The sequence below is a fragment of the Ancylobacter dichloromethanicus genome, from assembly GCF_018390645.1.
Lineage (GTDB): Bacteria > Pseudomonadota > Alphaproteobacteria > Rhizobiales > Xanthobacteraceae > Ancylobacter > Ancylobacter dichloromethanicus.
In genome coordinates this window covers 98,965-122,734 of record NZ_JAHBGC010000004.1, presented here as the reverse complement: position 1 = coordinate 122,734, position 23,770 = coordinate 98,965, and the positions used below count along the sequence as shown (strand labels likewise).

The following is a 23,770-nucleotide window of genomic DNA, read 5'->3' as shown; positions in this document are numbered from 1 at the left end:
CGGGCTTCAGCCCCGCCGGAACAGCCGTTTGAGCCAGTCCGTCACCACCGCGAGCAGCAGCCCGCCGGCATTCAGCGGGGCCGCTTGCGCCGGCGCCACCTCGCCCGCGAGCATGGCGGAAAGGTTGGTCGCAAAGGCGGATGTCATGCGGGCGGCTAGGTCGCGGGCGAGCGCACCACGGCTCATCTGGGCGAGCGGCCCCTGTAGCACATAGGCGACCTCCACCCGCACCCGCGTCGCCGCGTCGCCCTGCACTTCGTCGAGACGGTAGACCAGCCGTGCCTGAACCTGCGTGGCGCTGCGCCGGTCGACGCCGCGCCCGTCGATCGTTCCGGCCCAGTGCGCGGGATCGGCCGAAATCACGCCCGTTCCACCGAAAGCGGCCTGAATCGGCCCGAGCTTCACCACCATTTCCGCGTTCAGCGTGCGCCCGTCGCTCGGCTCGGCCAGCCGCGCGCCGGGCAGGCAGGCGATGACCCGGCCCGGGTCCTGGAACAGCGCCCAGACCTGCGCCCGCGGTGCCGGCACCTCGAATTCCTGCACCAGTTCCACCGGGTTGCGCAACGCCTCCGGCACGAAGGCGGCGTCGGCGACCGGGGCCGCCGGCGCCGTGCCGGGAAGGTTCTGCGCCGGGGCCGCGAGCGGGGTCGGCGCCATCGGCAGGGTCAGCGGCGAGACATGGGCCGGCGGGGCGATGCGCGCGCCGCGCGTCACCACCGCCGCCGCGCCGGCCTCGGCCCGCTCGGCGGCCACGGTCCGGATGGCGCGAATGATGCCGATATAGCCGGTGCAGCGGCACAGATTGCCCGCCAGTTCGTGACGGATCGCCGGATCGTCCGCGCCCGGGCGGCGCAGCACGATGTCGCGCGCCATGATCAGCATGCCCGGCGTGCAGAAGCCGCATTGCAGCCCGTGCTCCTGCATGAAGGCCTCGCGCAGCCGCGCCGCCACCGGATCGTCCGCCAGCCCCTCGACGGTGGTGATCGAGGCGCCGTCGAGCGCGACCGGAAAGGCGATGCAGGCGCGCGCCGGCGCGCCGTCGATCAGCACGGTGCAGGCCCCGCACACACCATGCTCGCAGCCCAGATGCGTGCCGGTGAGCAGCAGTTCCTCGCGCACGAAATCGGCGAGATGCTGGCGTGGCTCGACCTCGGTCTCGATGCAGCGGCCGTTGACGGAAAGGCGGATCGGCTTCATGCGGGCTGGCTCTCATTGTCCAGCGCGGCGATGGCCTGCCGGACCACCTCGCGGCGCAGGCGGAACATGGCCGGGTCGGCGGCAAGGCCGGCCTCGCGCAGGATTTCATCGACGGTTTCAGGGGCGCCGAGCGCGGCACGCGCATCCGCGATCACCACCTGCCGCGCCTCGGTGGCGCCGATCGCCAGACGCTGCGTGCCGGTCTCGGGGTCGACCAGCACCGCGCACATCGCCTCGGCGAACTCGCCGAGCTTGCGGCAGGACTTGCGGTAGCCGAAGCGCGCCCGCGCTGAGCGGCGGGGCACCGACACCCCGGTGATGATCTCGCCCGGCATCAGCGCCGTCTCGAAGGCGCCGAGGATGAACGCCTCCACCGGCAGTTCCCGCGCCCCGGCGGGGCCGGCCAGATGCACGCATGCGCCCAGCGCCGCCAGCGTCGTCGGCCAGTCGGCGGCGGGATCGGCATGGGCGAGGCTGCCGCCGATGGTGCCGCGATTGCGCACCGCGCGATAGGCGATGCCATGCGCCACCCGCGCGAGAAAGCCGGGGGTGGGGTCCGGCACCGCGCCGTCCTCGAACTCGGCATGGGTGAGCGCGGCGCCGTAGAGGATTCCGTCCGGGCGTTCCTCCACCCGCCGCAGTTCGGGCAAGCGGGAGATATCGACGACGCAGGAAGGCCGGGCGAGGCGCAGGTTGAGCATCGGCCCGAGGCTCTGCCCGCCGGCGATCGGCTTGGCACCCTCGTCCGCCAGAGCGGCGGTGGCGCCGAGGATGTCCGCCGGGCGCCGATAGTCGAAACGCGCGGCCTTCACGACGCAAGCCTTTGCGACATCTGCCCTTCGGCCCGGGCGCGCGCCGCCTGCACCGCCTCGCGCACCCGGCGCGGCGTCATCGGCGACACCGTCATCTCGACGCCGAGCCCGGCCAGCGCGTCGTTAATGGCGTTGCCGATCGCCGCCGGCGGGGCGATGGCGCCGCCCTCGCCTATGCCCTTCTGGCCGAAGCGCGTGTTGGGCGACGGGGTTTCCATGTGGGCGATGCGCACATCCGGCATCTCGCCGGCGCCGGGCAGGAGATAATCGGCCAGGGTCGAGGCGAGCGGCTGCCCATGCTCGTCATAGACCATCTCCTCATAGAGCGCGGTGCCGATACCCTGCGCGGTGCCGCCATAGATCTGGCCGTCCACCACCATCGGGTTGAGCAGCACGCCGCCATCCTCGACGATGACGTAATCGAGGATCTCGACCTCCCCGGTCTCCGGCGCCACCGCCACCACGCAGGCATGGGCGGCATAGGAGAAGGTGCCGGTGTCGACGGTGGGCCTATAGCCGGCGACGAGGTCCAGCCCGTCGGGGTCGATGTCGGCCGGCAGGTTCTGCGGGGCGAGATACCAGGTCGCCGCCACCTCCCTGAAGCTCACCGAGCCGTTCGGGCCGATGACCTGTGCGTCGCGAACGGTCACCGCCTCCTGCGGCGCCTGCAGCAGATGTGCGCCGATCCGGGCGATCCGCCCGGCCAGCCGCTCGCAGGCGCTGGCCACCGCGCCGCCCGCCATCACCGCCGAGCGCGAACCCCAGGTGCCGGTGGAATAGGGCGTCATCGCCGTGTCGCCATGCACGACATTCACCAGGTCCGGGTCGATGCCCAGCACCTCGCAGGCCACCTGCGCCAGCGTCGTCTCCATCGACTGGCCGTGGCTCTGGCCGCCGATGCGCACCTCCAGCGTGCCGTCCGGGGTCAGCCGGGCGCCGCAGGATTCGATGCCGGGCACCATGGGGATGCCCCAGCCATGATAGACGGAGGTGCCGTGCGCGCCCTGCTCGCAATAGACGGCATAGCCGAGGCCGATGCGCCGGGCGTCCGGCTCCCCCGCCTTCTGGCGCGCACGGACGCCCTCGTGGCCGATCATCGCGAAAGCCCGGCGCAGGCTCTCGGGATAGTCGCCCATGTCGAAATCCTTGCCGGTGATCGAGGTGAACGGCATCTGGTCGGGCCGCACCAGATTGCGCTGGCGCACCTCGTAGGGCTCCAGCCCGGCAGCGCGGGCCACCGCGTCGATCATCAGCTCCATCGCCGTGCACACCCCGGTGCGCGCCACGCCGCGATAAGGCACGATGGGCGGCTTGTTGGAGCACACGGAATAGGTGCGGCAGCGATAGGCTGGGAGGTTGTAGGGGCCGGGCAGGTTGGAGACGACCTGCGCCCCTTCAAGACAGGCGGAGAACGGGTAGACCGAATAGGCGCCGGCATCGACATGGGCCTGCGCCTCCAGGCCGAGCAGGCGGCCCTCAGTGTCGGCATAGGCGGTCATCACATAATGATGCTCGCGGCAATTGGCGGCGGCGATCAGGTGCTCGCGGCGGTCCTCCAGCCATTTCACCGGCCGGTCCAGCCGCAGGGAGGCCCAGGCGCAGCAGACCTCCTCGGGCTGGAGAAGGCCCTTCCAGCCAAAGCCGCCGCCGACATCGGGCGCCACCACCCGGATCTTGCGGGTGTCGAGGCCGAGGCATTCTGCCAGACCCGAGCGCACGATGTGCGGCATCTGGGTCGAGGTCCACAGTGTGAGCTGCTCGACGGTGCGGTCGAACAGCGCGATGCAGCCCTTGCCTTCCAGCGGCGCCATGCATTGCCGGCTGGTGCGCACTTCGCGCGTCACCTTGATCGGCGCGTCCTGCAGCATCTCGTCGAAGTTCCGCTCGGTCGAGGAGACCAGGAACACGTTTTCCGTCCAGTCCTCGTGGATCAGCGCGGCGCCCTCACTCGCGGCGCGCAGCATGTCGACATTGGCCGGCAGTTCCTCGTATTCGACGTGGATCTCCTCGCACCAGTCCTCGGCCTGCGCCCGCGTCTCCGCCAGCACCATGACCACCGGCTCGCCCACGAACCGTACCTTGCCACTGGCCAGCGAAGGCTGGGCGGAGACGCGGAAGCCCGGCAGGCCGGTCTTCGCCAGAATGTCCTTCACCCCCGCCATGTCGGCATGGACGAAGGCCCGGCCCGCCAGATGCGGGGGGATATGCACCGCCTTGATGCGGGCATGGGCGAGCGAGGAGCGCAGGAAGGCCGCCTCCAGCTGGCCCGGAAATCGCATGTCGCCGATGAACCGCCCGCGCCCGGCAAGCAGCCGGGCATCCTCCTTGCGGCGAACCGGGGCGCCGATGCCGCGATGCCTTCTTCCGCCACCTGTCCGCGCGCTGTCCTGCCGTTCGGCGGCCATTGAAAACTCCCGGCGGGTGATTTGATCGTTTGACTATCTTATTCGACAATCGACGTTATCGACCGATTTGTGCTTATCTTTACATAGATAGAATGATTAGAAAAGATGCAGGTGTGAAACTGCTGCGTCGCGCGCCAGTCGGGCGGGGTCGCTGAGGAGAGAGCGATGAAATTCGGGATCGGCCAGCCCTTCCGCCGCGTGGAGGACCTGCGCTTCATCACCGGCACCGGCCGCTTCACCGACGACCACCATTATGCGGGCGAGACCTTCGCCTGCGTGGTGCGCGCGCCGGTCGCCCACGGGCTGATCCGCCAGATCGACACCGGGGCCGCCCGAGCCCTGCCCGGCGTGCTGGCGGTCTACACCGCGCAGGATCTCGCCGCCGACGGAATCGGCGCGCTGCCCGTGGTCATCGTGCTGGACCATGCGGAGGGCGGGCGCATGCCGCTGCCCGCCCACACGCTGCTGGCCGCCGGCAAGGTGCGCTATCTCGGCGAGCCGGTGGCGTTCGTGGTGGCCGAGACCGCCCTCGCCGCGCTTGAGGCCGCCGAGGCGGTGGCGCTCGACATCGACTATCTGCCTGCGGTGGTCGAGCCGGCGGCGGCGCTGGCCGACGACGCGCCGCTGCTGTTCGCCGAGGCTCCCGGCAATCTCGCCTTGCACTGGCAACTCGGCGACCTCGGCGAGGTGGACACCGCGCTTGCCGCCTCGGCACGGGTGGTGGAGCTGGAGCTGGTGAACAACCGCATCATCGTCGCCTCCATGGAGCCGCGCAACGCCATCGGGCTTTATGACGAGGCGAGCGGCCAGTTCACCCTGGTCACCGGCAGCCAGGGCAGCCACATGATCCGCGACTTCATGTTCGAGGGCGTGTTCGGCCTGCCGGCGTCGCGGCTGCGCGTCGTCACCCCCGATGTCGGCGGCGGCTTCGGCATGAAGGCGATTCCCTATCCCGAGCAGGCGCTGGTGCTCTATGCCGCGCGCAGGCTCGTCCGTCCGGTGCGCTGGCAGTCGACCCGCGCCGAAGCCTTCCTCTCCGACACGCAAGGTCGCGACAATGTCTCCCGCGCCACGCTCGGGCTGGACGCGCAGGCCCGCTTCACCGCGCTGAAGGTGGAGACGCTGGCCAGCGCCGGCGGCGCGCTTTCCGCCTTCGGCGTCTATTGCCCCACCCTTTCCGGCCCACCCATGGCGCCGGGCGTCTATTCCATTCCCACCGTCGCCACCAATGTGCGCATCGCCTACACCAACAACGCGCCGATGGACGCCTATCGCGGCGCCGGCCGGCCCGAGGCGGCCTATCTCATCGAGCGGCTGGTGGACAAGGCGGCGCGGGAGATCGGCCTGAGCCCGATCGCGCTGCGCGAGATCAACATGATCGCGCCCGAGGAGATGCCGCACCGCACCGCGACCGACGTCGTCTACGATTCCGGAGATTTCGCCGCCGTGATGAAGGCCGGCCTGCAGGCGGCCGACTGGGACGGCTTCGCCGCCCGGCGCGACCGGGGCGACGGCCGGCTCCGTGGCATCGGGCTCGGCTATTACATCGAACGCACCGGCGTGCCGGGAAAAGAGGGCGCCGTGGTGCAGATCGACGCCGACGGTCAGGTCACGGTCCATGTCGGCACCCAGTCGACGGGACAGGGCCACGAGACCACCTATGTGCAGATGACGGCGCAGGCGCTCGGCATCGACCCGGCGCGGATCGTGGTGAAGACTGGCGATACCGACCAGCCCCTTCCTTCCGCCGGCGGCACGGTCGCCTCGCGCTCCATGGTGCATGGCGGCGGCGCCCTGCGCCTTGCCACCGGAGCGGTGCTCGGCAAGGCGAGCCGGGAGGCGGCGCGTCTCCTCGCGGTGGACGAGCGCGAGTTGGACTTCGATGCCGGTGTCTTCCGCGTGCCCGGCACAAACCGTCATGTCAGCCTGCTGGAGGTGGCGGCGCAGGCGGGCGGACTGGAAGGCATCGGCGACTTCGAGCAGTTGGCCGGCACCTTCCCGAACGGGGCGCATGTCTGCGAGGTCGCGGTCGACCCCGAGACCGGGCACATCACGGTGGAGCGCTACACCGTGGTCGACGATTTCGGCCGCACGCTCAACCCCCTCGTGCTGAGCGGGCAGGTTCATGGCGGCATCGCCCAGGGCATCGGCCAGGCGATGATGGAGCGCACGGTCTACGACCCCGACAGTGGCCAGTTGCTCTCCGGTTCGTTCATGGATTACGGCCTGCCCCGTGCCGACGACCTGCCGTTCTTCGATGTCTCGACCCACAACGTGCCCTGCACCACCAACCCGCTCGGCATCAAGGGGGCTGGGGAAGCCGGCGCCATCGGCGCCCCGCCTGCCTTCGTCAATGCGGTGATGGACGCGCTCGCCCCGCTCGGCATCGCCCATCTCGACATGCCGCTGACGCCGGGGCGGGTGTGGCAGGCGATCCGGGAGGCACAAGGCGGGGGCTGAGGACGTTCAGGGTATGTCCGGCAGGGTGGCCTCGACCGGCCACCAGCCATCCGCGCGCAGGGTGAAGAGCGGGCAGCCATAGGCGGCGCGCACCTGCTCCGCCGCCAGCACGCCCTGCATCGCGGCGACCCAGCGCCTGGTCTGCTTCATCGCTACCACCATGCCGCTGAGGCTCGCTCCCGCCCGCTCCAGCAGCCGGCAGGCGGCGAGCGCGGTCGCGCCGGTCGAGATCGCGTCATCCACCAGCAGCACACGCCTTCCCTCGACCAGCGGCAGCAGATTGGGGTCGAGCCGCAGCCGCTTGCCCGCCTCCGGGCTGGTGATCGAGGACACCGGCTCGGAAAGCGCGTCGCGGTACCAGAATTTGCGGGAATAGCCGAGCGGGACATAGCGGCTGTGGCCCAGCCGCTCCGCCACCAGCGCGGCGAAGGACAGGCCCAGCGTCGGCAGCCCGGCGACGCAATCCGCGCCCAGCGACCGCGCCTCCTGCGCCATCGCATCGGCGAGGGCGCCGACCACCTGATGCGCGGCCTGATTGGCGATCAGCGAGGCGGCGGCATGGACGCCGTCCGGCAGGCGACGCAGCGGCAGCACGAGCACGCGGCCGTCCGCCAGCCGCACCGGATAGCCATGGCGGTGCGGCGGGGTGAAGGAGAAGCGCGCGGGAGGCTCCGCGGCAAGTTCCTGCCAGTAGGCCAGCGTGGATTCGGTGAAGTCGTCGCTCACAATTCGCCGGCCGCCATCTGCCGCGCCATGAAATCGGCCTGGCGGATCGCCAGCGCGACAATGGTCAGCGTCGGGTTGCAGGCGCCGCCGGTGGCGAAGGCGCTGCCGTCGGCGATGAACAGGTTCGGCACCTCATGGGCGCGGCCATTGCCGTCGAGCACGCCGTCCTCGGCCTTCGCGCTCATGCGGTTGGAGCCGAGATTATGGCTTGCCGGGTAGGCCGGCGCCTCGACGGAGCGTCGCGCCCCCGCCGCCTGATGGATGGCGGTCATGGTCTTGTAGCCGTGGCTGCGCATCTTCAGGTCGTTGGGATGTTCGTCATAATGGATGTTGGCGACCGGCACGCCGAAGGCGTCGAGTTCGTCGTTCAGCGTGATCCGGTTGCCGGCCTGGGGCATGTCCTCGCCGGAAAGCAGCATGCCGGCCATATGGGCGTATTGCTCGATCACCTGCGCGAAATCACGTCCCCACCAGCCGGGATCGAGGAAGGCCGCCGTGGTCGGAAGCCCCATGGAGTTCAGTTCCACATAATAGCCGCCGGCAAAGCCGCGGGCGGGGTCGTGGCGGACGAAATCGTCGACCACGCCGGTCATGATCTCGCCCCTGTGCATGTTCACCGGCTTGTCGAACACCGACCACACGGTCTGGATGATGTGGCGCAGATAGTAGCGCCCGACACTACCATGGCCGTTGGCGAGGCCTTGCGGGAAAAGCGAACTGGCGGAGTGCAGCAGCAGGCGCGAGCTTTCCACGCAGTTGCCGGCCAGCACCACGGCGCGTGCCTTCTGCCGGTGCCGCGTGCCGGCGGCGTCCACATACACCACGCCCGAGGCCTTGCCGGCGGCGTCATGCTCGATGAACACGGCGCGGCTGCGCGGGCGCAGCTCCAGCCTGCCGGTGGCGAGGGCGCGCGGGATCTCGACATTCAGCGTCGACCAGCGCGAGCCTACCTTGTCGCCGGTGACGGTGAAGCCGTCCTGAATGGTCGCCGGCCGGCCGTCATAGGGGACCGAGTTGATCGCCTGCCGGCCGGTGGAGGCGTTGAGCCCCAGCGCGCTCGCGCCGGCATACATCACCTTGAAATTGTTGTTCGCCGGCAGGCCGGGCAGGCCATTGGTGCGGGTGACGCCCATCCTGGCCTCGGCGAGGTCGTAATAGGGCTCCAGCTCGTCGAGCGTGAGCGGCCAGTCGATCAGGCTGGCGCCGGCGATGTCGCCATAGACCGTCCGCGCGCGCATCTCGTCCTCGATCAGCCGGTAGCAGCAGCCGGACCAGTGCGTGGTGGTGCCGCCCACCACCTGGCAGCTCCAGCTCGGCGTCACCGGATGGTCGCGGGCGACGCGCCAGTCGCCGGACGCGGTGCGCTTGTCGAGCCAGGACAGCATCTCGTAGCCGCCCCATTCGTCATTGACGAAATCCTCGGCGGAAAGGTGCCGGCCGGCCTCCAGCAGCACCACGCCGACCCCGCGCTTGGTCAGCTCGTGCGCCAGCGTGCCACCGCCCGCGCCGGACCCGATGATGACGACCACGCCGGAATCGTCGAGATCGTACTCAGTCATGAGGCACCCCTGGTATGAGCGGGTTCAGACGCCGGCCGGAGGCTCCGGCAGCCAGTCGAGATCGTTGAAGCCGCGCGCCGCATAGCCGCCGAGATGCACCGAGGCGCCCTCGTAGCCGAACGCCTGCCACACCTCGACATCGTCGTAGAGGAAGCGGACGGCGGAGCGCTGGACGAGGCGGAAGGCCGCGCTTTCCTCCAGCGACGTCAGCACCGCCACCCGGTAGCTCTCCGAGAGATCGCGGAAGGGGAGCGGCATGGCCGCGTCCACCCGGTCGACAAACTCGGCGAGGGACTGCGCGGCGGCGGGCGACATCGCCGCCATCCGGTCGAAATGGAGGATGACCCGGCGATAGACCCGCTCGGGCAGGCCGTCATGGGGGTAGAGCGTGCGGGTGGCGGCGAGCAGCGTGTGCGCCATGTCGGGGGCGAGGAGGGTCAGTGCCTCCACCCATTCCGGCCCCTCCGCGACGGTGAGCGGCGGCGGCATGGCGGGGTCCTTGTGAGCCTTGATCCCGGTCATTGCGATCATCCCTTTACGGCGCCGAGGGTGAGGCCGCGCACGATGTGGCGCTGCAAGACGAACACCACGGCGAGCACGGGGAGCAGCGCGGTCATGCCCACCACCGCCATCTCGCCCCAGCGCACGCCCTGCGAGGTGATGAGCTTGGGGATGGAGACCGGCAGCGTCTGCACCGCCCGGCCGCCGAGCATGAAGGCGAACAAGAACTCGTTCCAGGCGAAGATGAAGCACAGCACGGCGGTGGCGACGATGCCGTTGCGCAGCAGCGGAAACACCACGCGGCGGAAGATCTGCGGCTTCGACCAGCCTTCCAGCGCTGCTGCTTCCTCAAGCTGCACCGGCAGGTCGCGGCAGAAGGAGCGCAGCACCCAGATGTAGAAGGAGAGGTTGAAGGTCATGTAGGCCAGCGTCAGGCCGAGGAAGGTGTCGAGCAGGCCGACCTTGGCGAAGATCAGGTAGAACGGGATGACAAGGCACACGGGCGGTGCCATGCGCGAGGCCAGGATGAACAGGAACAGGTCGTCCTTGGCCCGCATCTCGAAGCGCGCGAACGCGTAGGCGGCCGGCGTGCCGATGATCACCACCAGCGCGGTGGAGACGGTGCAGAGCAGGAACGACGTCAGCAGGTACCAGTGGAAGCCGTGCTCGATGACGTAGCTGAAATGCTCCAGCGTCGGCACGAACAGCCACTGGGTCGGCCGGGCGAACATGGCGTCGTTCGGCTTCACCATCATCGACGCCATCCAGAAGATGGGAAACAGCATGATGGCGGCATAGACCACGGTGACACCGGTCCACAGCAGACCGCGGGAGCCCTCGGGGCGGCTTTGTGCGTCGGCCATGATCGTCTCCTCAGAAGGCGTTCAGTCGCTTCTTGGCGATCTGGTAGAAGGCGTTGCAGAAGACGAAGAAGGCCAGCCACACCAGCACCGCGAGCGCCGAGGCCTCGCCGATGTTCCAGAACTCGAAGGTCATCTTGTTGGCGAGGATGGACGGCGTCTCGGTGGAGATGCCCGGCCCGCCGCCGGTGAGGATGTAGATGGTGTCGAACACCTTGAAGGCGTCGATGAAGCGCAGCAGCCCGATCACCGCCAGCAATGGCGTCATCATCGGCAGGGTGATGTGGAAGAACATCTGCACCGGGTTGGCCCCGTCCACCGCCGCGGCGCGGTAGGGGCCGAGCGGCAGCGCCTGCAGGCCGGCGAAGAAGGCCAGCATCATGAACGGCGTCCACTGCCAGATATCGACGAAGATCAGCGCGTAGAGCGCGTATTCGGGCGAGGCGAAGACCGAGGTACCCTCAAGAAGATTGAACCGCTCCAGCACGTTGTAGGAGAAGAAGCCCCACGAGCCGGCGAGCATGATCTTCCACAGCAGCCCCACCACGATGGGCGCCATCATGGTCGGCATGAACAGCAGCGGCACCAGCAGCGAGCGCCCGCGCACATTCTGGTTCAGCACCAGCGCGCCGGCCAGCCCGAGCATGAACTCGATCGGCACCGCGATCACCACGAAGGTGGCGGCGACGCCGATGGAGTTCCAGAAACGCGCATCGGTCAGCAGCACGGCGTAATTGTCGAAGCCGATGAAGTCGGTCACCCGGCCGAACTTGGCGGCGTGGAAGCTCAGATAGATGGTGTAGAGGAACGGCACCAGCGAGACCACGACCAGCATGAGCATGGACGGGGCGATCAGCAGATAGGGATACCAGAGCCGCTCGCGCGGCAGTGCTTTCGGCGGGATGTCGGCGGTCGTGATGGTGTCGCTGGCGCTCGCCATGGCAAAGATCCGTTCTCCGGGTTTGGTCACGCGTTCCTCTCCTGTCGGGGAAAGGGGCGGGAACGAGGAGGCCGCCGCGTTGCCGGGAGCCCCTCGCCCCACCCCTCGCCCCGCCGGGGAGAGGGGGCCGGCCTGTTCAGTTCAACGGGTCACAGCAGGCACTTGGTGCAGAGCTTGAGCAGTTCCGCCTGGCCCTTCTTGGCGCCTTCTTCCGGCGAGATGCGGCCGAGGCCGACTTCCTGCGCGATGCCGCTCATCACGTCGTAGATCTCGTAGAATTTCGGCATCTTCGGCTTGGCTTCGGCGACGTCGAGGGTCGACTTCATCGCGACATAGAGCGTCTTGTTGGCCGCGCCGGTGATCGCCGGCAGCGCCCAGGACGATTCGCGGATCGGCACGCCGCCCGCGCCCAGCGCGATCAGCTTGTCCTGCTGCTTCTTGTCGGCCAGCCATTCGAGGAAAATGAAGGTCGCCTCGGGATTCTTGGAGGCGGAGCTGATGACGGTGACCGACGGCTCGGCCTCGGCGTAGCGCTCCTTGGAGCCGGCCTTGATCGGGATCGGGCCGTAGACGAACTTGCCCGCGTAAGGCGAGACGCCGGGCTTGTCGATGCCGAGCACGAAGTCCGACCAGGCGATCGACTGCGCGGCGATGCCGTTGCCCATCACCGTCGGCACGTCGACCAGCGAATATTCGGCGATGCCGGGCGGGGCGAAGGTCCACAATTCGTGCCACATCTTCAGCGCGGCGACGGTCTCCGGGCTGTCGAAATCCGGCTTGCCCTCGGCGTCGATCAGGTTGCCGCCATAGTTCTTGACGAAGTTGTTCCACAGCGTCGGGAAGGTCGAGCCACCCTTGATGCCTTCGAGCACGATGCCGTAGAAATCGCTCTCCAGCTTCTTGCCGGCGAGCATTTCGCCCTTCTTGCGGGTGAAGAACTCGGCGATGTCGCGCATCTGCCCGATGGTGGCGGCCGGCGCCAGTTCATAGCCATACTTGGCCTTGAAGGCTTCCTTCTCGCCCGGATCGTCCAGCAGGTCGGCGCGCGCCCAGTAGATCTGGTTGTAGTTCCAGTTGATGAAGGAATACTGCTTGTCGCCGACAAAGGCGGCGGTCTTGAACGGGTTCTGGATGAAGTCCGCCGTGTTCAGGCCGGGATTGGCGAGCTTCGGGTCGGCGACGAAATCGTTGAGCTCGCGGATCACGCCGGCCGAGATCATCGGGCCGAGCTGGAAGCCGTGCAGCATCACCGCGTCGTAATAGCCGCGGCCGGACAGCATGTCGGCCTGGCCCTTGTTGATGACCTCGAAGTGGTTGAGCAGTTCCCACTCCACCTTGATGCCGGTCTCCTTTTCGAAGTCCGGCACGATCTTGGACAGCGTCTCCTGCAGCGGCGTGATCTCGTCGAGCACGCGGATGGTGCTGCCCTTGTAGGGCTTGGCCGCCTCGGCATAGAAGCTGGAATCCTGTGCCTGCGTCGGCGGTGCGGCAAGCACCGTGGAAGCCGCCAAGGCGGCGGCGAAACACCAGTTCTTCGTCTTCATCGCACTTCCCCTTCCGTCGTCGTCATCAGCGGCTTGCGCTCAATTGCCGGGCAGCGCGCGGCCCGTCGTCCCGTCGAAAAGCGTGAGCCCGTCGTTCGGGAAAACCAGTCCCACCGGCCGGCCGATGCCGTCGCCGGCCCCGTTCGCGAGGGCGGCGGCGGTGGCCATGCTGGTCTTCGCCTTGGCCAGCAGCGCGCCGAGATCGAGGGTGACGATGGCGTGCTTGCCGAACGGCTCGTTGGAATAGATTTCGGCACCCACCGCGCCGGGCGTGTCCGGGGCCGCGAAGGCGATGCCGTCCGGCCGCACGCCGAGGATGGCGCTGCCGCCCACGGCCTGCTCGGCCGCGCGGGCGAGCGCCGGCGGCAGGGCGAGGCGCAGGTCGCGGCGGGTGAAGAACAGCGTGCCGTTCTCGCGCGCCAGCGCCCCCTCGATCAGGTTCATCGGGGGATCGCCGAGCAGCTTCGCCACGCGGGCGCTCGCCGGGCGCAGCCAGATGTCTTCCGGCGTGCCGACCTGCTCGATCCGCCCGCCGTCGATCACCACGACACGGTCGCCAACCGAGAGCGCCTCCATTCCGTCGGGCGTCGACCAGACCGTGGGCGCGTCCTGGGCGGCGAGACGGCGGCGGATTTCGCCGCGCAGCTTGTGGCGCAGCTTGGCGTCGAGATGCGAGATCGGCTCGTCGAGAATGTAGAGGTCCGGCGCCTGCACCAGCAGGCGGGCCAGCGCGACGCGCTGCTTCTGCCCGCCCGAGAGCGCGCCGGGCAGCCGCTCGCCGAGATGGCGGATTTCCAGCAGCTCCAGCACCTCGTCGACGCGCGCCGCCGCCGCTGCCGGACCGAGCCGCCCCCCCGGCGCCTCAAGCGGCGAGAGCGCATTGCCGCGCACGGTGAGGTGCGGATAGAGCGCGTAGGATTCGAACATCAGCGCGACGCGGCGCTGCTGCGGCGGCACGCCTTGGAGATCGCGCCCGCCGAGCGTCACCGTGCCGGCATCGGGGCGTTCCAGCCCGGCCAGGATGCGGCAGAAGGTGGTCTTGCCGGCACCCGACGGCCCGGTGATGGCGACGAGTTCGCCCGGCGCCACCTCGATGCCGATGCCGTGCAGAACCTGCTGGGCGAAGCTCTTGGTGATGCCGCGCGCGGCAAGTCCCTGAACGGCCGAGGCACTCATTGCAGTGCCTCCCGGTTGCGGGTGGTTGCGGCGTCGAAGATCAGCAGGCTTTTCACGTCGAGGCCCAGCGACACCCGGTCGCCGGCCCGCCAGGGCGAGGGACCGGGGATCTCCGCGATCAGCTTTTCGCCGCCGCCATCGCCGGTGCCGAGAGCGACGGTGAGCACGTCGGCATCGCCGCGCGGCTCGCGGTAGACGATGACGCCCTGCGCCTCGCCCGGCATCTCCGGCGGATTCACCGCGACATGCTCGGGCCGGATGCCGGCGATGATCGCGCCCTCGCCTTGTGTCAGCACGCCGAGGCGGGCGGCGTCGGGCGTGGCCGACCACCCTCCCCCGACCACGCGCCCGCCCCCGGCGAAAGCGGCCTTCATCAGGTTCATCGGCGGCTCGCCGATAAAATTGGCGACGAAGAGATTGGCCGGGCGCTCATAGAGGTCCTGCGGCGCGCCCACCTGCTGCAGCACGCCATGGTTCATCACCGCCACCCGGTCGGCCATGGCGATGGCCTCGGTCTGGTCGTGGGTGACGAGGATCGAGGTCACCTGCCGCAGCTTCTGCAGCCGCTTGATCTCGGCGCGCAGCTGCACCTTCTGGTCGGCGTCGAGATGCGAGAGCGGCTCGTCGAACAGGATCACTTCCGGGTCGCGCACCAGCGCCCGGCCGATCGCCACCCGCTGCTGGGCGCCGCCGGACAGGCCGCTCACATCCTGCTCGGCCATCTGCCGCAGGCCGAGAAGCTGCAGCACCTCGCCGATGCGCTGCGCCGCCGGCTGGCCGGTGATGCCGCGCACCTTCAGCGGGAAGGCGACGTTCTCCCACACGCTCATGCGCGGATAGAGCGCGTAATCCTCGAACACCATGGCGATGTTGCGCGCGCCCGGCGCGAGGCCGGACACCGGACGGTCGCCGAAATAGATCTCGCCGGAGGAGACGCTCTCGATCCCCGCCGCCATCTTCAGCGTCGTGCTCTTGCCGCAGCCGGACGGGCCGAGCAAGGCGAGCATTTCTCCCGGCGCGCAGGAGAGGTCGAACGCCTTCACCGCGTCGACGTCGCCGTAGCGCTTGGAAACCGATACGAAAGCGATGGACGACATCCGGCACTCCAGAGGGCTATGCCGATGATCAATCCAAGTTCTGTGCCAAAGTGTGCTGGTCTATAGAAACTCAGAATAACTGAGCCGGATGCGCATCGGGGCTGGCTCCGCCTGCTCAAATCGTCATCGCGGGCGAACCCGCTGCATCGATTATGGGCAACCCTCGGCCGCCAGCAGCCGGCGCGTGCGCGAACAGGGGAGCAGACCTGCGAGCCGGCGCACCTGCTCCGCGGTGTCGACATCGAGCGCAAGGCCGGGAAACCGCGCCGGATCGGGGCATCGCGGCACGAAGCCGAGCGCCTGCGCACCGGCGCGATGTCGCGAAAAACTCATCGGCCCGAAGGCGAAGGTCATCATCCCGGGCGGGGAGACGAGAACGGCATTGGTGCCCTGCCCGTCATGCGCCGCGACGAGGCTGACCGCCCGCCCCGCGCCATGGCCCGCAATGAGCGCGTCGACCTCTGCCGAGGTCACCGCCGGGATGTCCCCCGGCAGCACCAGCATGCCGCCACGCCCTTCCGCGCCGAGCACCGCCGCCGCCGCGCTCACGGCGGCGTTCAGCCCACGCACGGGGGTCTCGACCAGCCATCGCCCGCCGAAATCCTGCGCCAGCCGGCCGGCCTCCGGATCGGCGGTGATCACGGCGAATCCGGCCAGTTGCCGCGCCCCGCGCAGCGCCGCCAGCACGTCGCACAGCATGGCCTGCGCCAGCCGGTGCCGGAACGAGGGCGTGAACTCCCCCGCGAGCCGCTGCTTGGCGAAGGCGAATTCCTTCACCGGCACGACCGCCCAGACGCCGCCGCGCGCCGTGCTCACGCCCGCGCCCCCGCCAGCCTGTCCGCGAGGGCGAGCACGAAGCGGGCAAGGCGCATCCTGTCGTCGAGGCTGCGCATCAGCGTCGGCGTCGCGGCGACCGTGAGCCCCGCGATCGCGAGGCCGGCATCGGCGGCGTCGATGACGAAGGCGTCGATCAGTCCCCCATAGTGCCGCGCCACCGTCGCCGCGCCCGGCTCCAGCCCGAGTTCGGTCATCATCTTCGCCGTCGGCCCCTTCACCGCCTGCCCGGCGATGATCGGCGAGACCGCGATGACCGGCGCCGCGCACCGCTCCAGCGCCGCCCGCAGGCCGGGCACGGCGAGAATGGGATCGACGCTGAGATAGGGGTTGGAGGGGCACAGCACCACCGCCCGCAGGCCGGGCGCGCGGAACGCCGCCGCTGCCTCCGGCGCCAGGCGCGCCTCGCCTGCCCCCACGAAGTCGAGGCCGCTCACCCGTGGCTCGCAGCGTCGGCGCACGAAATAATGCTGGAAATCCAGCCAGCCCTCATCGGTATTGACCCGCGTCGCCACCGGGTCGTCGCTCATCGGCACGATGGCCGAGCCGATGCCGAGCCGGCGCCGCAACGCATCCGTCACCTGCGAGAGGCTCTCCCCCTCGCCAAGCCGCCTTGTGCGCTCGACATGGGTGGCGAGGTCGCCGTCGCCGAGCTGGAACCAGGTCTCCCCGCCCAGTTCCGCAAGCGCGCGCATGAAGGTCCAGCTCTCGTCGCGTCGCCCCCAGCCCTTCGCCGGGTCGTCGAGGCCGGCCAGCGTGTAGAGCAGCGTGTCGATATCGGGCGAAATGTGCAGGCCGAGATGGCGGAAATCGTCGCCGGTATTGGCAATGACGGTGAGCTGGCCCGGCGCCAGCACGCGGTCGAGGCCCAGCGCCAGCTTGGCGCCGCCAATGCCGCCGGAAAGCGCAATGACATGGCCTCCGCTCATCGGAACAGGTCCTCCGCCTCGGGGCGGATCAGATCGGCCGCCGGGCCCATGGGCGCATTCCACTGCAGGCCCCGCACCACAACGACCGGGCGCCCCTCATCGGCCGGCCCCATCAGCAGCGAGGCGGAAGCGGCGATCTCGTCGGCAAAACCGATCATCGTCACCTGCAACGGCCGGCCGAACAGGTCCGGCTCGCCGCGACGGTCGACCAGCGCCGGCAGCCCCGCCGCGCCGATGGCGATGCCCGTGGTGCCGCGCCGCCAGGGGCGGCCGAAACTGTCGTTGATCACCACGCCGACCGCGGCCCCGCAGGTCTCGCGCAGCCGCGCATGAAGCCCGTGCGCGCTGGCATCCGGGTCCTGCGGCAGCAGCAGCGCCACCTCGCGCCCGCCGGCGTCGACATTGGACTGGTCGATGCCGGCATTGGCCATGATCAGCCCGAGCCGGTGCTCGACGATCAGCACATGCGGCCGGGCGCGCACCACGCGCCGGCTCTCGCGCAGCACCAGCTCCACCAGGCGCGGGTCCTTCAGCACCTGCGCCGCCAGCGCCCGCGCCTCGGGGGACGGCTCCACGCCGGCGAGGTCCACCAGCCGCCCCTCCGCCTTGGAGACGATCTTCTGCGCCAGCACGACGACATCCCCGTCACGCAGCTCCAGCCCGGCCCGCGCCACTCCCTCAAGGATCAGATGGGCGAGGTCATCGCCTTGCGCCACCAAGGGAAAGTCCGGCAGCGCGACCAGTTCGAGGCGGGCGGGCGTAGTGACCATGGCTCAACCGAAGGCCGCGCGCAGCTTCGGCAGCACGGCACGGGCATAGAGCCTCAGGAACCGTTCCTGGTCCTCGCCGGGGGCATGAAACACCAGATGCCGGAAGCCGAGTTCGACATAGGGGCGGATGCGCTCGACATGGGCGTCGGCGTCATCGGAGACGATCCAGCGGCTGGCCGCGCGCTCGGCCGGCAGCGCATCGGCGAGACGCTCCATTTCCAAGGGGTCCTCCACCGAGTGCTTCTCCTCCGGCGACAGCGCCAGCGCCGCCCAGTTCCTCGTGTCGGCCAGCGCCCTTGCCTTGTCGGTGTCGAACGACACCTTCATCTCGATCATGCGGTCGTAATCCCCGGCCCGCCCGGCCTCCTCCAGCCCGGCGGCGACATTGGGCAGCAGCGTTTCGCGGTAAAGCTCCCACGGCTTGCCGCTGGTGCAGATGAAGCCGTCCCCGGCCCGTCCGGCGAATTTCGCCACCATCGGCCCGGCGCCGGCAATGTAGATCGGAACCGGCTCTTCCGGTTTGTCATAGATGGTGGCGCGCTCGGTTTTGTAGAAGGCGCCTTCAAAGCTGACCCTCTCCTCGGTCCAGAGCTGGCGGATCAGCCGTACGGCTTCGCGCAGGCGGGCGAAACGCTCCTTCATCTCCGGCCAGGGCGCGCCGGTGGCCGGAACTTCGTTCAACGATTCCCCCGAGCCGACGCCGAGAATGAGGCGGCCGGGATAAAGCTGGCCGAGCGTGCCGAAGGCCTGGGCGACCATGGAGGGGTGATGGCGGAAAGTGGGGGTCAGCACGCTGGTGCCCATCACGATACGCGAGGTCGAGGCGCCCAGCGCGCCGAGCCAGGCGATAGCGGACGGCGCGTGCCCGCCAGTGTGGCGCCAGGGCTGGAAATGATCGCTGACAAACACGGAATCGAAGCCGCAGCCTTCCGCCAGAACGGCGTAGTCCAGCAGCCTGCGCGCATCGAACTGTTCCGCCGATGCCTTGTAGCCGAGCCTGAGCATCACCCCTCCCACCGTCAAGCGGAAGGATCATAGAGTCATATTGTAGTGCAGCACAATATGATAAATTATCTTTTTAAAACAATAGTATGACTTACTGAATCCGCCTTATGTGCGCGACCAGCGCCTCTACCGCGACGCCATAGCCCTCCGGCCCGAGCCCGACGATGCAGCCGGTCACCGCCGCGGCCAGCGGGGCGTGATGGCGGAAAGCCTCGCGCTGGAACACGTTGCTGACATGCACCTGGATCGCCGGCCGGGCGACGGCCGCCAGCGCGTCGAGCAGCGCGATGGAGGTGTAGGAGAGGCTGCCGGCATTGATGACGATGCCGTCGGCTGCCGTCCGCGCCTCCTGAATCCAGTCGACCAGCACGCCTTCATGGTTGGTCTGTCGGAAATCCACCGTCGCGCCAAGGGCTTGCGCCCGCGCCCCGCAATCCTGCGCGATGTCGTCAAGCGTCAGGGCGCCATAGGGCCCGGTCGGGTCGAGGCCATAGAGATTGGTGTTGGCGCCGTTGAGCACGAACAGGCGGACTTGCGGCAGGCTCATGATATTCCACGCCATTTCGGTACGAGGTCAGGCCGTGCGCTCACGCGGGCGGGTGGCTTCCATGGCCGGGCGGGCGTCGAAGGCGGCGAACCATTGCGCCGTCGCCGGGCGGCCCTCGCGCCAGCCCAGATCGGCGTAGCGGAAGTCGAGATAGCCCAGCGCGCAGCCGAGGGTGATGAGACCGATATGGTGGAGCGTCGGGCCGATGCGGCCGGCGCGCGCCATCGCCTCGACGGTGTCGAGCGCGCCCGCGATCTTGGCCATCTGCGCCTGCGACCAGTCCGGCCAGCGCAGCGCCGCCGGACGCATCACGCTCTCGTAGCGGTTGCCGACGGCGGCATCGAGCAACCCGTCGCCGAGCGCCTGCAGGGTCAGCGCCGGCCAGCGCGCCGGGCCGGTGGGGAAGATCGCGGTGTCGCCGGCGAGGTCGGCGAGATATTCGCAGATGACGGCGCTGTCATAGAGCGCGGTGCCGTCGTCCAGCAGCAGCACCGGGATCTTGCCGAGCGGGTTGAGGCTGGTCAGCGCCGGGTCGCGCTGAAGCGGGCTGGCGGCGTTGAAGACGGTCTCGATCCGGTCCGCGAGGCCGGTCTCCCGCGCGACGACCATGACCTTGCGCACGAAGGGGGATGTGGGGGCGTGGAGCAGCTTCACGGGATCTGGTCCTGTGCCCCGATGGCGGCCAGCGCGGCGCGCGCCACCTCGACATCCTCCGCCCCCTTGCCTGAGCCGACCCCGATGCCGCCGACGCAGACGCCGTCGAACATGATCGGCAGGCCGCCTTCCAGATTGGTGAGGCGCTGGCCGGCGGCGAGCGAGAGCTTGATCTCGTCGGCCGGGTTCAGCCGCGAACTCGGCTGGCGGTGCGAAGCGGCGGTGATCGCCTTGGACAGCGAGGTCTCGCGCGAGAGCAGCTTGGCGCCGTCCATACGCACGAAGGCCAGCAGGTTGCCGCCCTCGTCGACGATGTTGACGTTCTGCGGCACCCCCATCTCGGTCGCCCGGGCGACGGCGGCGGCGAGCATTTTCAGCGCGCCGTCATGGGTGAGCTTCAGGGCCGGGCGGGTGACGGACATGAGGGCCTCGCGTGGCTGGCGGAAAGGGGGCTGGCGGAGCGGCACTGCGTGCTTCGAGGCGCGCTCGCGCGCGCCTCGGCATGACGGCGGTTGTCCAAAATGCAGAAGCGTTGCTGGCGGCGGCGCCTCGTCATGCTGAGGAGCGGGGCATCGCCCCGCGTCTCGAAGCACGCAGCCGCTATCCGCCGCCCCCTCACTCATCCCCCGGCACGCCATAGGAGGGCGCGGTGGAGGGGTCGAGGGCGCGGGTGACATAGGCCTCCATCTGCGGCTTCCACAATTCCCACAGATCGCCGAGCGCGCCGATCGGGTCGGCCTCGTGCCAGTCGACGCGCAGATCGGCCACCGGCCAGGCCACCTTGTCGACCAGCAGCATCCCGGCCGAATGAACGGGCCCCTCCTCGCCGCCGGCCGCGACCGCCGCTTTCATGGCGGCGATCAGCCGATCGCCGAGGGGTCCCTGGGCGGCGGTGAAGGCGTCGACCATCGCCTGCGGCACCTGCGGCGAGGAGAGAAGATTGCCGGCCGCCACCACGCCTTCGCCTTCGGCGACGCGATGGGTACCGAGCGTCCGGGCGCCGGAAAAGCCCGCCGTGCCGCCCTTGGCGTCGACCAGCGCGAACTGCCGGTAGTCGATATGCGCGCCCTCGGCGCGCAGCCGCGCCAGCGCTTGCGGCGCCGACAGGCCCGAGGCCATCAGATCGAGTCCCTTCGGCCCCAGCGTGGGGTCGGTGATGTTCTGCGTCGCCACCGCCCCGACCCCGGCGCGGGCATGGGCGCAGCGCGCCGCCACGCAGGGTGAGGAGGAGGAGACGGCGATGCCGAAATGGCCGGTGCGGGCGCAATGGGCGGAAATCGAGAAGGTCATGTCGCGCCTCAGGTCGGGTCGGGAATGACGGCGGTGACCTCGATCTCGACCACCCATTCCGGCCGGGCCAGAGCGGGCACCACGAGGCCGGTGGAGCAGGGGAACACCCCGGCCAGCCACTTGCCCATCTCCTGATACACCGCCTCGCGGTAGCGTATGTCGGTGAGGTAGACGACGATGCGGCAGATATGGCTCATCTCGCTGCCCGCCTCTTCCAGCAGCATCTTGATGTTGGCCATCGCCTTCGCCGTCTGGGCGCCGGCATCGCCGACATGAAGGCTCTCGCGGCTGTCGAGGTCCTGCGACACCTGCCCGCGCAGGAACACCATGGTCCCGCGCGCCACCACGCCCTGCGAGAGGTCGTTGTTCAGCTTCTGCTCGGGATAGGTCTCCTTCGTGTTGAAGGGGCGGATGCGCTTATGCGTCGGCATGAAGGGGCTCTTTGCTGGAGAGGAACGAGAGGGACGGCCGATCGGCGCTCACGCGACCTCAAGCCGGCGGTAGCTGCGGTTGGAATAGACCAGCGGGTGCTCGCCATGGGTTTCCATCGCCACCACCTCGCCGGTGATGATGCGGTGGGTACCGTAGTCGAACACCTCGGCCAGCCGGCAGTCGAAGCGGCACAGCGCGCCTTGAAGCAGCGGCGCGCCGGTCGTCAACCCGTCCCACTCGCCCGCGCCGAAGCGGTCCTCGCGCAGTTCCGGCACCAGCCCGGCGAACGAGTCCGCCACGCGCTGCTGGCCCTGCGCCAGGATATTGGCGGCGAACACGCCGTTGGAGAGCAGCACCGGCAGGCAGCGGCTGTCGCGGTGCAGGCAGAACAGCACCGAGGGCGGCTCCAGCGAGAGCGAAGAGAGGCTGGACACGGTGACGCCGACGCGGCCATGCGTCCCGTCGCTGGTCACCACAGTCACGCCGGCCGCGGTGCGGCCCATGGCGTGGCGAAAAGCGGCGGGGTCGATGGCGTGCATCGGCGGGATTCCCTCAGTTCTTGCCCGGGACCTTATCGCCCAGAACCTTGTCCGACAGGCCGGCCGACTTGCGCACGAAGTCGAGCGGGCCGGAGAAGTCGAAGGCGTTGTAGACCGCGTTCAGGTGATTGAAGTGCGGCGCCTGCGCGAACTGCACGAAGGTCAGCCGATGCCCGGCATAGTCGGAGTTCAGAAGGTCGCGGGCGAAGGCCAGCAGCTTGCGGCGGTCCTCCGATTCCCACTGCTTGTTCAGCGAGTAGAACTTCTTCAGCCAGTCGCCCGAGCCGGCATTGTGGAAGGCGGCGGCGTTGGGGGTGACGCAGATCTGGCCGCCGCACAATTCGCGGGCGATGTGCATCATCGCCGGCAGATTGGAGCAGCCATGCACCCGGCCGGCATAGAGCAGCGACTGGTTCGGCATCAGCAGCCCGCCGGGGCTCTTCTCGGCGAGGGCGATGGAGGCGGTGAGATGGGCGTTGATGCCCTCGCGATAGACCACGAGGTCGGCGAGCTTCTCGCGCACCGATTGCAGCTTGTCGAGGCCGGTCTGCTTGGCGTTCCACATCGCCGCGCCGATCATCATGTCGGCGACGTAGAGCAGGCGGTGGACATAGGGGAACGCGGAATAGCGGTGCAGCGTCGCGCGGATGTACTGAGCCGCCTTGGTGTGGCGGTAGAAGAACACGTTCTCCCACGGGATCAGCACATTGTCGAAGATGACGAGGGATTCGACCTCGTCGAACCGGTTGGCCAGCGGGTAGTCCTGCGGGTCGGTGCGGCCGGCGAAGGAGGAGCGGCAGATCTGCTTGACGCCCGGCGCGCTCATCGAGATGACGCCGCCGACGGCGTAGTCCGACAGCGTCTCGTTGGTCCAGGCGCCGACGGTGGGCTTGAGGAAGGCCTGGTCGGCATAGGCGGCGGCGGTCTCGTATTTGGCGCCGCGAATGACGATGCCGGCGTCGGTCTCCTTGACGACATGCACCATCATGTCGGGGTCCTGCTCCTGCGGCGGCAGCGAGCGGTCACCCTTGGGATCGGTGTTGGCCGAGATGTGGAAGATGTCGTTGTCGAAGATATTCTGCACGTGGCGGTCGACATTGTCGGCGAAGCGCGGGTCGTATTCCGCCAGCACGTCGCGCCCGTCGATCAGCGACCAGACCTCGCCGATGGTCTCGTCACCGACGCGGGTGACCACGCCGCCGATGTCCTTCATGACGAGATCGACGGCCTCGACCTTGTCGTTCCAGTCCCGGGTCTCGCGCGGCGGCTTGTAGAAGATGGTATTGCGCTTGTTCTCTTCGACATAGGTGAGGCGGTCCTGATAAGCGGCCTCATGCGCCATGTCGTAGATGCGCGCACGCACATCCACGATCGGCTTGAAGGAGGGGTGCGTGGTGACATCCTTCACCCGCTCGCCATCCATCCAGATTTCGCGGCCGTCCTGCAGCCCCTGCCGATATTCCTGGCCTGTGCGGATCATAGAACCATCCTTT

Annotated in this window: 23 protein-coding genes; 1 reads left to right on the top strand and 22 read right to left on the bottom strand. The window is 69.0% G+C overall.

Annotated elements, in window-relative coordinates; all coding sequences use genetic code 11:
* Positions 1-6 precede the first annotated feature (6 nt).
* From KHC23_RS00780 to KHC23_RS00770, 3 genes are read right to left on the bottom strand one after another with little or no spacing between them, the layout of a single operon-like run.
* On the bottom strand, positions 7-1,197 hold the full coding sequence (locus tag KHC23_RS00780) for a xanthine dehydrogenase family Fe-S subunit (protein ID WP_213368359.1): 1,191 nt from the start codon (positions 1,195-1,197) through the stop codon (positions 7-9).
* Entirely contained in the window at positions 1,194-2,009 is an 816-nt protein-coding gene (locus KHC23_RS00775; protein ID WP_213368357.1) for an FAD binding domain-containing protein, read from the bottom strand. The genes KHC23_RS00780 and KHC23_RS00775 overlap by 4 nt, the downstream gene beginning before the upstream one ends.
* Complete coding sequence (locus KHC23_RS00770; protein ID WP_213368349.1) at positions 2,006-4,414, bottom strand: xanthine dehydrogenase family protein molybdopterin-binding subunit; 2,409 nt, start codon at positions 4,412-4,414, stop codon at positions 2,006-2,008. Before KHC23_RS00770 ends, KHC23_RS00775 begins: the two co-directional genes overlap by 4 nt.
* A 165-nt stretch (positions 4,415-4,579) precedes the next feature.
* On the opposite strand from KHC23_RS00770, the gene KHC23_RS00765 reads away from it, so the two are divergent.
* Complete coding sequence (locus KHC23_RS00765) at positions 4,580-6,874, top strand: xanthine dehydrogenase family protein molybdopterin-binding subunit (RefSeq protein WP_213368347.1); 2,295 nt, start codon at positions 4,580-4,582, stop codon at positions 6,872-6,874.
* Positions 6,875-6,880: 6 nt separating this feature from the next.
* On the opposite strand, the gene KHC23_RS00760 is transcribed toward KHC23_RS00765, so the two are convergent.
* From KHC23_RS00760 to KHC23_RS00670, 19 genes are all read right to left on the bottom strand, one after another.
* Entirely contained in the window at positions 6,881-7,600 is a 720-nt protein-coding gene (locus tag KHC23_RS00760) for a phosphoribosyltransferase (protein ID WP_213368345.1), read from the bottom strand.
* Positions 7,597-9,159: a GMC family oxidoreductase gene (locus KHC23_RS00755; protein ID WP_213368343.1), complete on the bottom strand. Its 1,563-nt coding sequence runs from the start codon at positions 9,157-9,159 to the stop codon at positions 7,597-7,599. Before KHC23_RS00755 ends, KHC23_RS00760 begins: the two co-directional genes overlap by 4 nt.
* A 24-nt stretch (positions 9,160-9,183) precedes the next feature.
* The gene (locus tag KHC23_RS00750; protein ID WP_213368341.1) at positions 9,184-9,681 is read right to left on the bottom strand and encodes a hypothetical protein; all 498 of its coding nucleotides are present in this window, start codon (positions 9,679-9,681) and stop codon (positions 9,184-9,186) included.
* A gap of 5 nt (positions 9,682-9,686) precedes the next feature.
* Positions 9,687-10,523, bottom strand: a complete 837-nt coding sequence (locus KHC23_RS00745; RefSeq protein WP_213368339.1) for a carbohydrate ABC transporter permease — start codon at positions 10,521-10,523, stop codon at positions 9,687-9,689.
* A gap of 10 nt (positions 10,524-10,533) precedes the next feature.
* A complete protein-coding gene (locus KHC23_RS00740) occupies positions 10,534-11,490 on the bottom strand; it encodes a carbohydrate ABC transporter permease (RefSeq protein ID WP_271188719.1) in 957 nt (318 codons plus the stop codon).
* Between the two features lie 119 nt (positions 11,491-11,609).
* A complete protein-coding gene (locus KHC23_RS00735) occupies positions 11,610-13,004 on the bottom strand; it encodes an ABC transporter substrate-binding protein (RefSeq protein WP_213368337.1) in 1,395 nt (464 codons plus the stop codon).
* 39 nt (positions 13,005-13,043) lie between these two features.
* Complete coding sequence (locus KHC23_RS00730) at positions 13,044-14,180, bottom strand: ABC transporter ATP-binding protein (RefSeq protein ID WP_213368329.1); 1,137 nt, start codon at positions 14,178-14,180, stop codon at positions 13,044-13,046.
* Positions 14,177-15,277, bottom strand: a complete 1,101-nt coding sequence (locus KHC23_RS00725; protein WP_213368327.1) for an ABC transporter ATP-binding protein — start codon at positions 15,275-15,277, stop codon at positions 14,177-14,179. Before KHC23_RS00725 ends, KHC23_RS00730 begins: the two co-directional genes overlap by 4 nt.
* A 150-nt stretch (positions 15,278-15,427) precedes the next feature.
* Positions 15,428-16,093 carry a 2-phospho-L-lactate guanylyltransferase gene (gene cofC, locus KHC23_RS00720; protein WP_213368326.1) on the bottom strand — a complete coding sequence of 222 codons (666 nt, stop codon included), beginning with the start codon at positions 16,091-16,093 and terminating at the stop codon, positions 15,428-15,430.
* Positions 16,090-17,040 carry a 2-phospho-L-lactate transferase gene (gene cofD / locus KHC23_RS00715; protein WP_213368324.1) on the bottom strand — a complete coding sequence of 317 codons (951 nt, stop codon included), beginning with the start codon at positions 17,038-17,040 and terminating at the stop codon, positions 16,090-16,092. The genes cofC and cofD overlap by 4 nt, the downstream gene beginning before the upstream one ends.
* A complete protein-coding gene (cofE, locus tag KHC23_RS00710) occupies positions 17,037-17,810 on the bottom strand; it encodes a coenzyme F420-0:L-glutamate ligase (protein WP_213368322.1) in 774 nt (257 codons plus the stop codon). Before cofE ends, cofD begins: the two co-directional genes overlap by 4 nt.
* 3 nt (positions 17,811-17,813) lie before the next feature.
* Positions 17,814-18,815: a glucose-6-phosphate dehydrogenase (coenzyme-F420) gene (gene fgd, locus KHC23_RS00705; RefSeq protein WP_213368320.1), complete on the bottom strand. Its 1,002-nt coding sequence runs from the start codon at positions 18,813-18,815 to the stop codon at positions 17,814-17,816.
* 91 nt (positions 18,816-18,906) lie between these two features.
* Positions 18,907-19,362, bottom strand: a complete 456-nt coding sequence (locus KHC23_RS00700; RefSeq protein WP_213368318.1) for a type II 3-dehydroquinate dehydratase — start codon at positions 19,360-19,362, stop codon at positions 18,907-18,909.
* 27 nt (positions 19,363-19,389) lie between these two features.
* Complete coding sequence (locus tag KHC23_RS00695) at positions 19,390-20,016, bottom strand: glutathione S-transferase (protein WP_213368316.1); 627 nt, start codon at positions 20,014-20,016, stop codon at positions 19,390-19,392.
* Complete coding sequence (locus KHC23_RS00690) at positions 20,013-20,438, bottom strand: GlcG/HbpS family heme-binding protein (protein ID WP_213368314.1); 426 nt, start codon at positions 20,436-20,438, stop codon at positions 20,013-20,015. Before KHC23_RS00690 ends, KHC23_RS00695 begins: the two co-directional genes overlap by 4 nt.
* Positions 20,439-20,631: 193 nt before the next feature.
* Positions 20,632-21,306: a DUF1028 domain-containing protein gene (locus KHC23_RS00685; protein WP_213368312.1), complete on the bottom strand. Its 675-nt coding sequence runs from the start codon at positions 21,304-21,306 to the stop codon at positions 20,632-20,634.
* 8 nt (positions 21,307-21,314) lie between these two features.
* Positions 21,315-21,737 (bottom strand): RidA family protein, encoded by a 423-nt coding sequence (locus KHC23_RS00680; RefSeq protein WP_213368310.1) that lies wholly within the window; start codon positions 21,735-21,737, stop codon positions 21,315-21,317.
* Between the two features lie 48 nt (positions 21,738-21,785).
* On the bottom strand, positions 21,786-22,277 hold the full coding sequence (locus KHC23_RS00675; RefSeq protein ID WP_213368309.1) for a flavin reductase family protein: 492 nt from the start codon (positions 22,275-22,277) through the stop codon (positions 21,786-21,788).
* 13 nt (positions 22,278-22,290) lie between these two features.
* Entirely contained in the window at positions 22,291-23,757 is a 1,467-nt protein-coding gene (locus KHC23_RS00670) for a 4-hydroxyphenylacetate 3-hydroxylase family protein (protein WP_213368308.1), read from the bottom strand.
* Positions 23,758-23,770: the final 13 nt, after the last annotated feature.

Excerpts from the sequence above, each read along its gene's own strand:
- KHC23_RS00780 (WP_213368359.1), bottom strand. The coding sequence starts at position 1,197 with ATGAAGCCGATCCGCCTTTCCGTCAACGGCCGCTGCATCGAGACCGAG.
- KHC23_RS00770 (WP_213368349.1), bottom strand. The coding sequence starts at position 4,414 with ATGGCCGCCGAACGGCAGGACAGCGCGCGGACAGGTGGCGGAAGAAGG.
- KHC23_RS00765 (WP_213368347.1), top strand. The coding sequence starts at position 4,580 with ATGAAATTCGGGATCGGCCAGCCCTTCCGCCGCGTGGAGGACCTGCGC.
- KHC23_RS00755 (WP_213368343.1), bottom strand. The coding sequence starts at position 9,159 with ATGACTGAGTACGATCTCGACGATTCCGGCGTGGTCGTCATCATCGGG.
- KHC23_RS00750 (WP_213368341.1), bottom strand. The coding sequence starts at position 9,681 with ATGACCGGGATCAAGGCTCACAAGGACCCCGCCATGCCGCCGCCGCTC.
- KHC23_RS00745 (WP_213368339.1), bottom strand. The coding sequence starts at position 10,523 with ATGGCCGACGCACAAAGCCGCCCCGAGGGCTCCCGCGGTCTGCTGTGG.
- KHC23_RS00735 (WP_213368337.1), bottom strand. The coding sequence starts at position 13,004 with ATGAAGACGAAGAACTGGTGTTTCGCCGCCGCCTTGGCGGCTTCCACG.
- KHC23_RS00730 (WP_213368329.1), bottom strand. The coding sequence starts at position 14,180 with ATGAGTGCCTCGGCCGTTCAGGGACTTGCCGCGCGCGGCATCACCAAG.
- KHC23_RS00725 (WP_213368327.1), bottom strand. The coding sequence starts at position 15,277 with ATGTCGTCCATCGCTTTCGTATCGGTTTCCAAGCGCTACGGCGACGTC.
- cofD (WP_213368324.1), bottom strand. The coding sequence starts at position 17,040 with ATGAGCGGAGGCCATGTCATTGCGCTTTCCGGCGGCATTGGCGGCGCC.
- cofE (WP_213368322.1), bottom strand. The coding sequence starts at position 17,810 with ATGGTCACTACGCCCGCCCGCCTCGAACTGGTCGCGCTGCCGGACTTT.
- fgd (WP_213368320.1), bottom strand. The coding sequence starts at position 18,815 with ATGCTCAGGCTCGGCTACAAGGCATCGGCGGAACAGTTCGATGCGCGC.
- KHC23_RS00700 (WP_213368318.1), bottom strand. The coding sequence starts at position 19,362 with ATGAGCCTGCCGCAAGTCCGCCTGTTCGTGCTCAACGGCGCCAACACC.
- KHC23_RS00690 (WP_213368314.1), bottom strand. The coding sequence starts at position 20,438 with ATGTCCGTCACCCGCCCGGCCCTGAAGCTCACCCATGACGGCGCGCTG.
- KHC23_RS00685 (WP_213368312.1), bottom strand. The coding sequence starts at position 21,306 with ATGACCTTCTCGATTTCCGCCCATTGCGCCCGCACCGGCCATTTCGGC.
- KHC23_RS00680 (WP_213368310.1), bottom strand. The coding sequence starts at position 21,737 with ATGCCGACGCATAAGCGCATCCGCCCCTTCAACACGAAGGAGACCTAT.
- KHC23_RS00675 (WP_213368309.1), bottom strand. The coding sequence starts at position 22,277 with ATGCACGCCATCGACCCCGCCGCTTTTCGCCACGCCATGGGCCGCACC.
- KHC23_RS00670 (WP_213368308.1), bottom strand. The coding sequence starts at position 23,757 with ATGATCCGCACAGGCCAGGAATATCGGCAGGGGCTGCAGGACGGCCGC.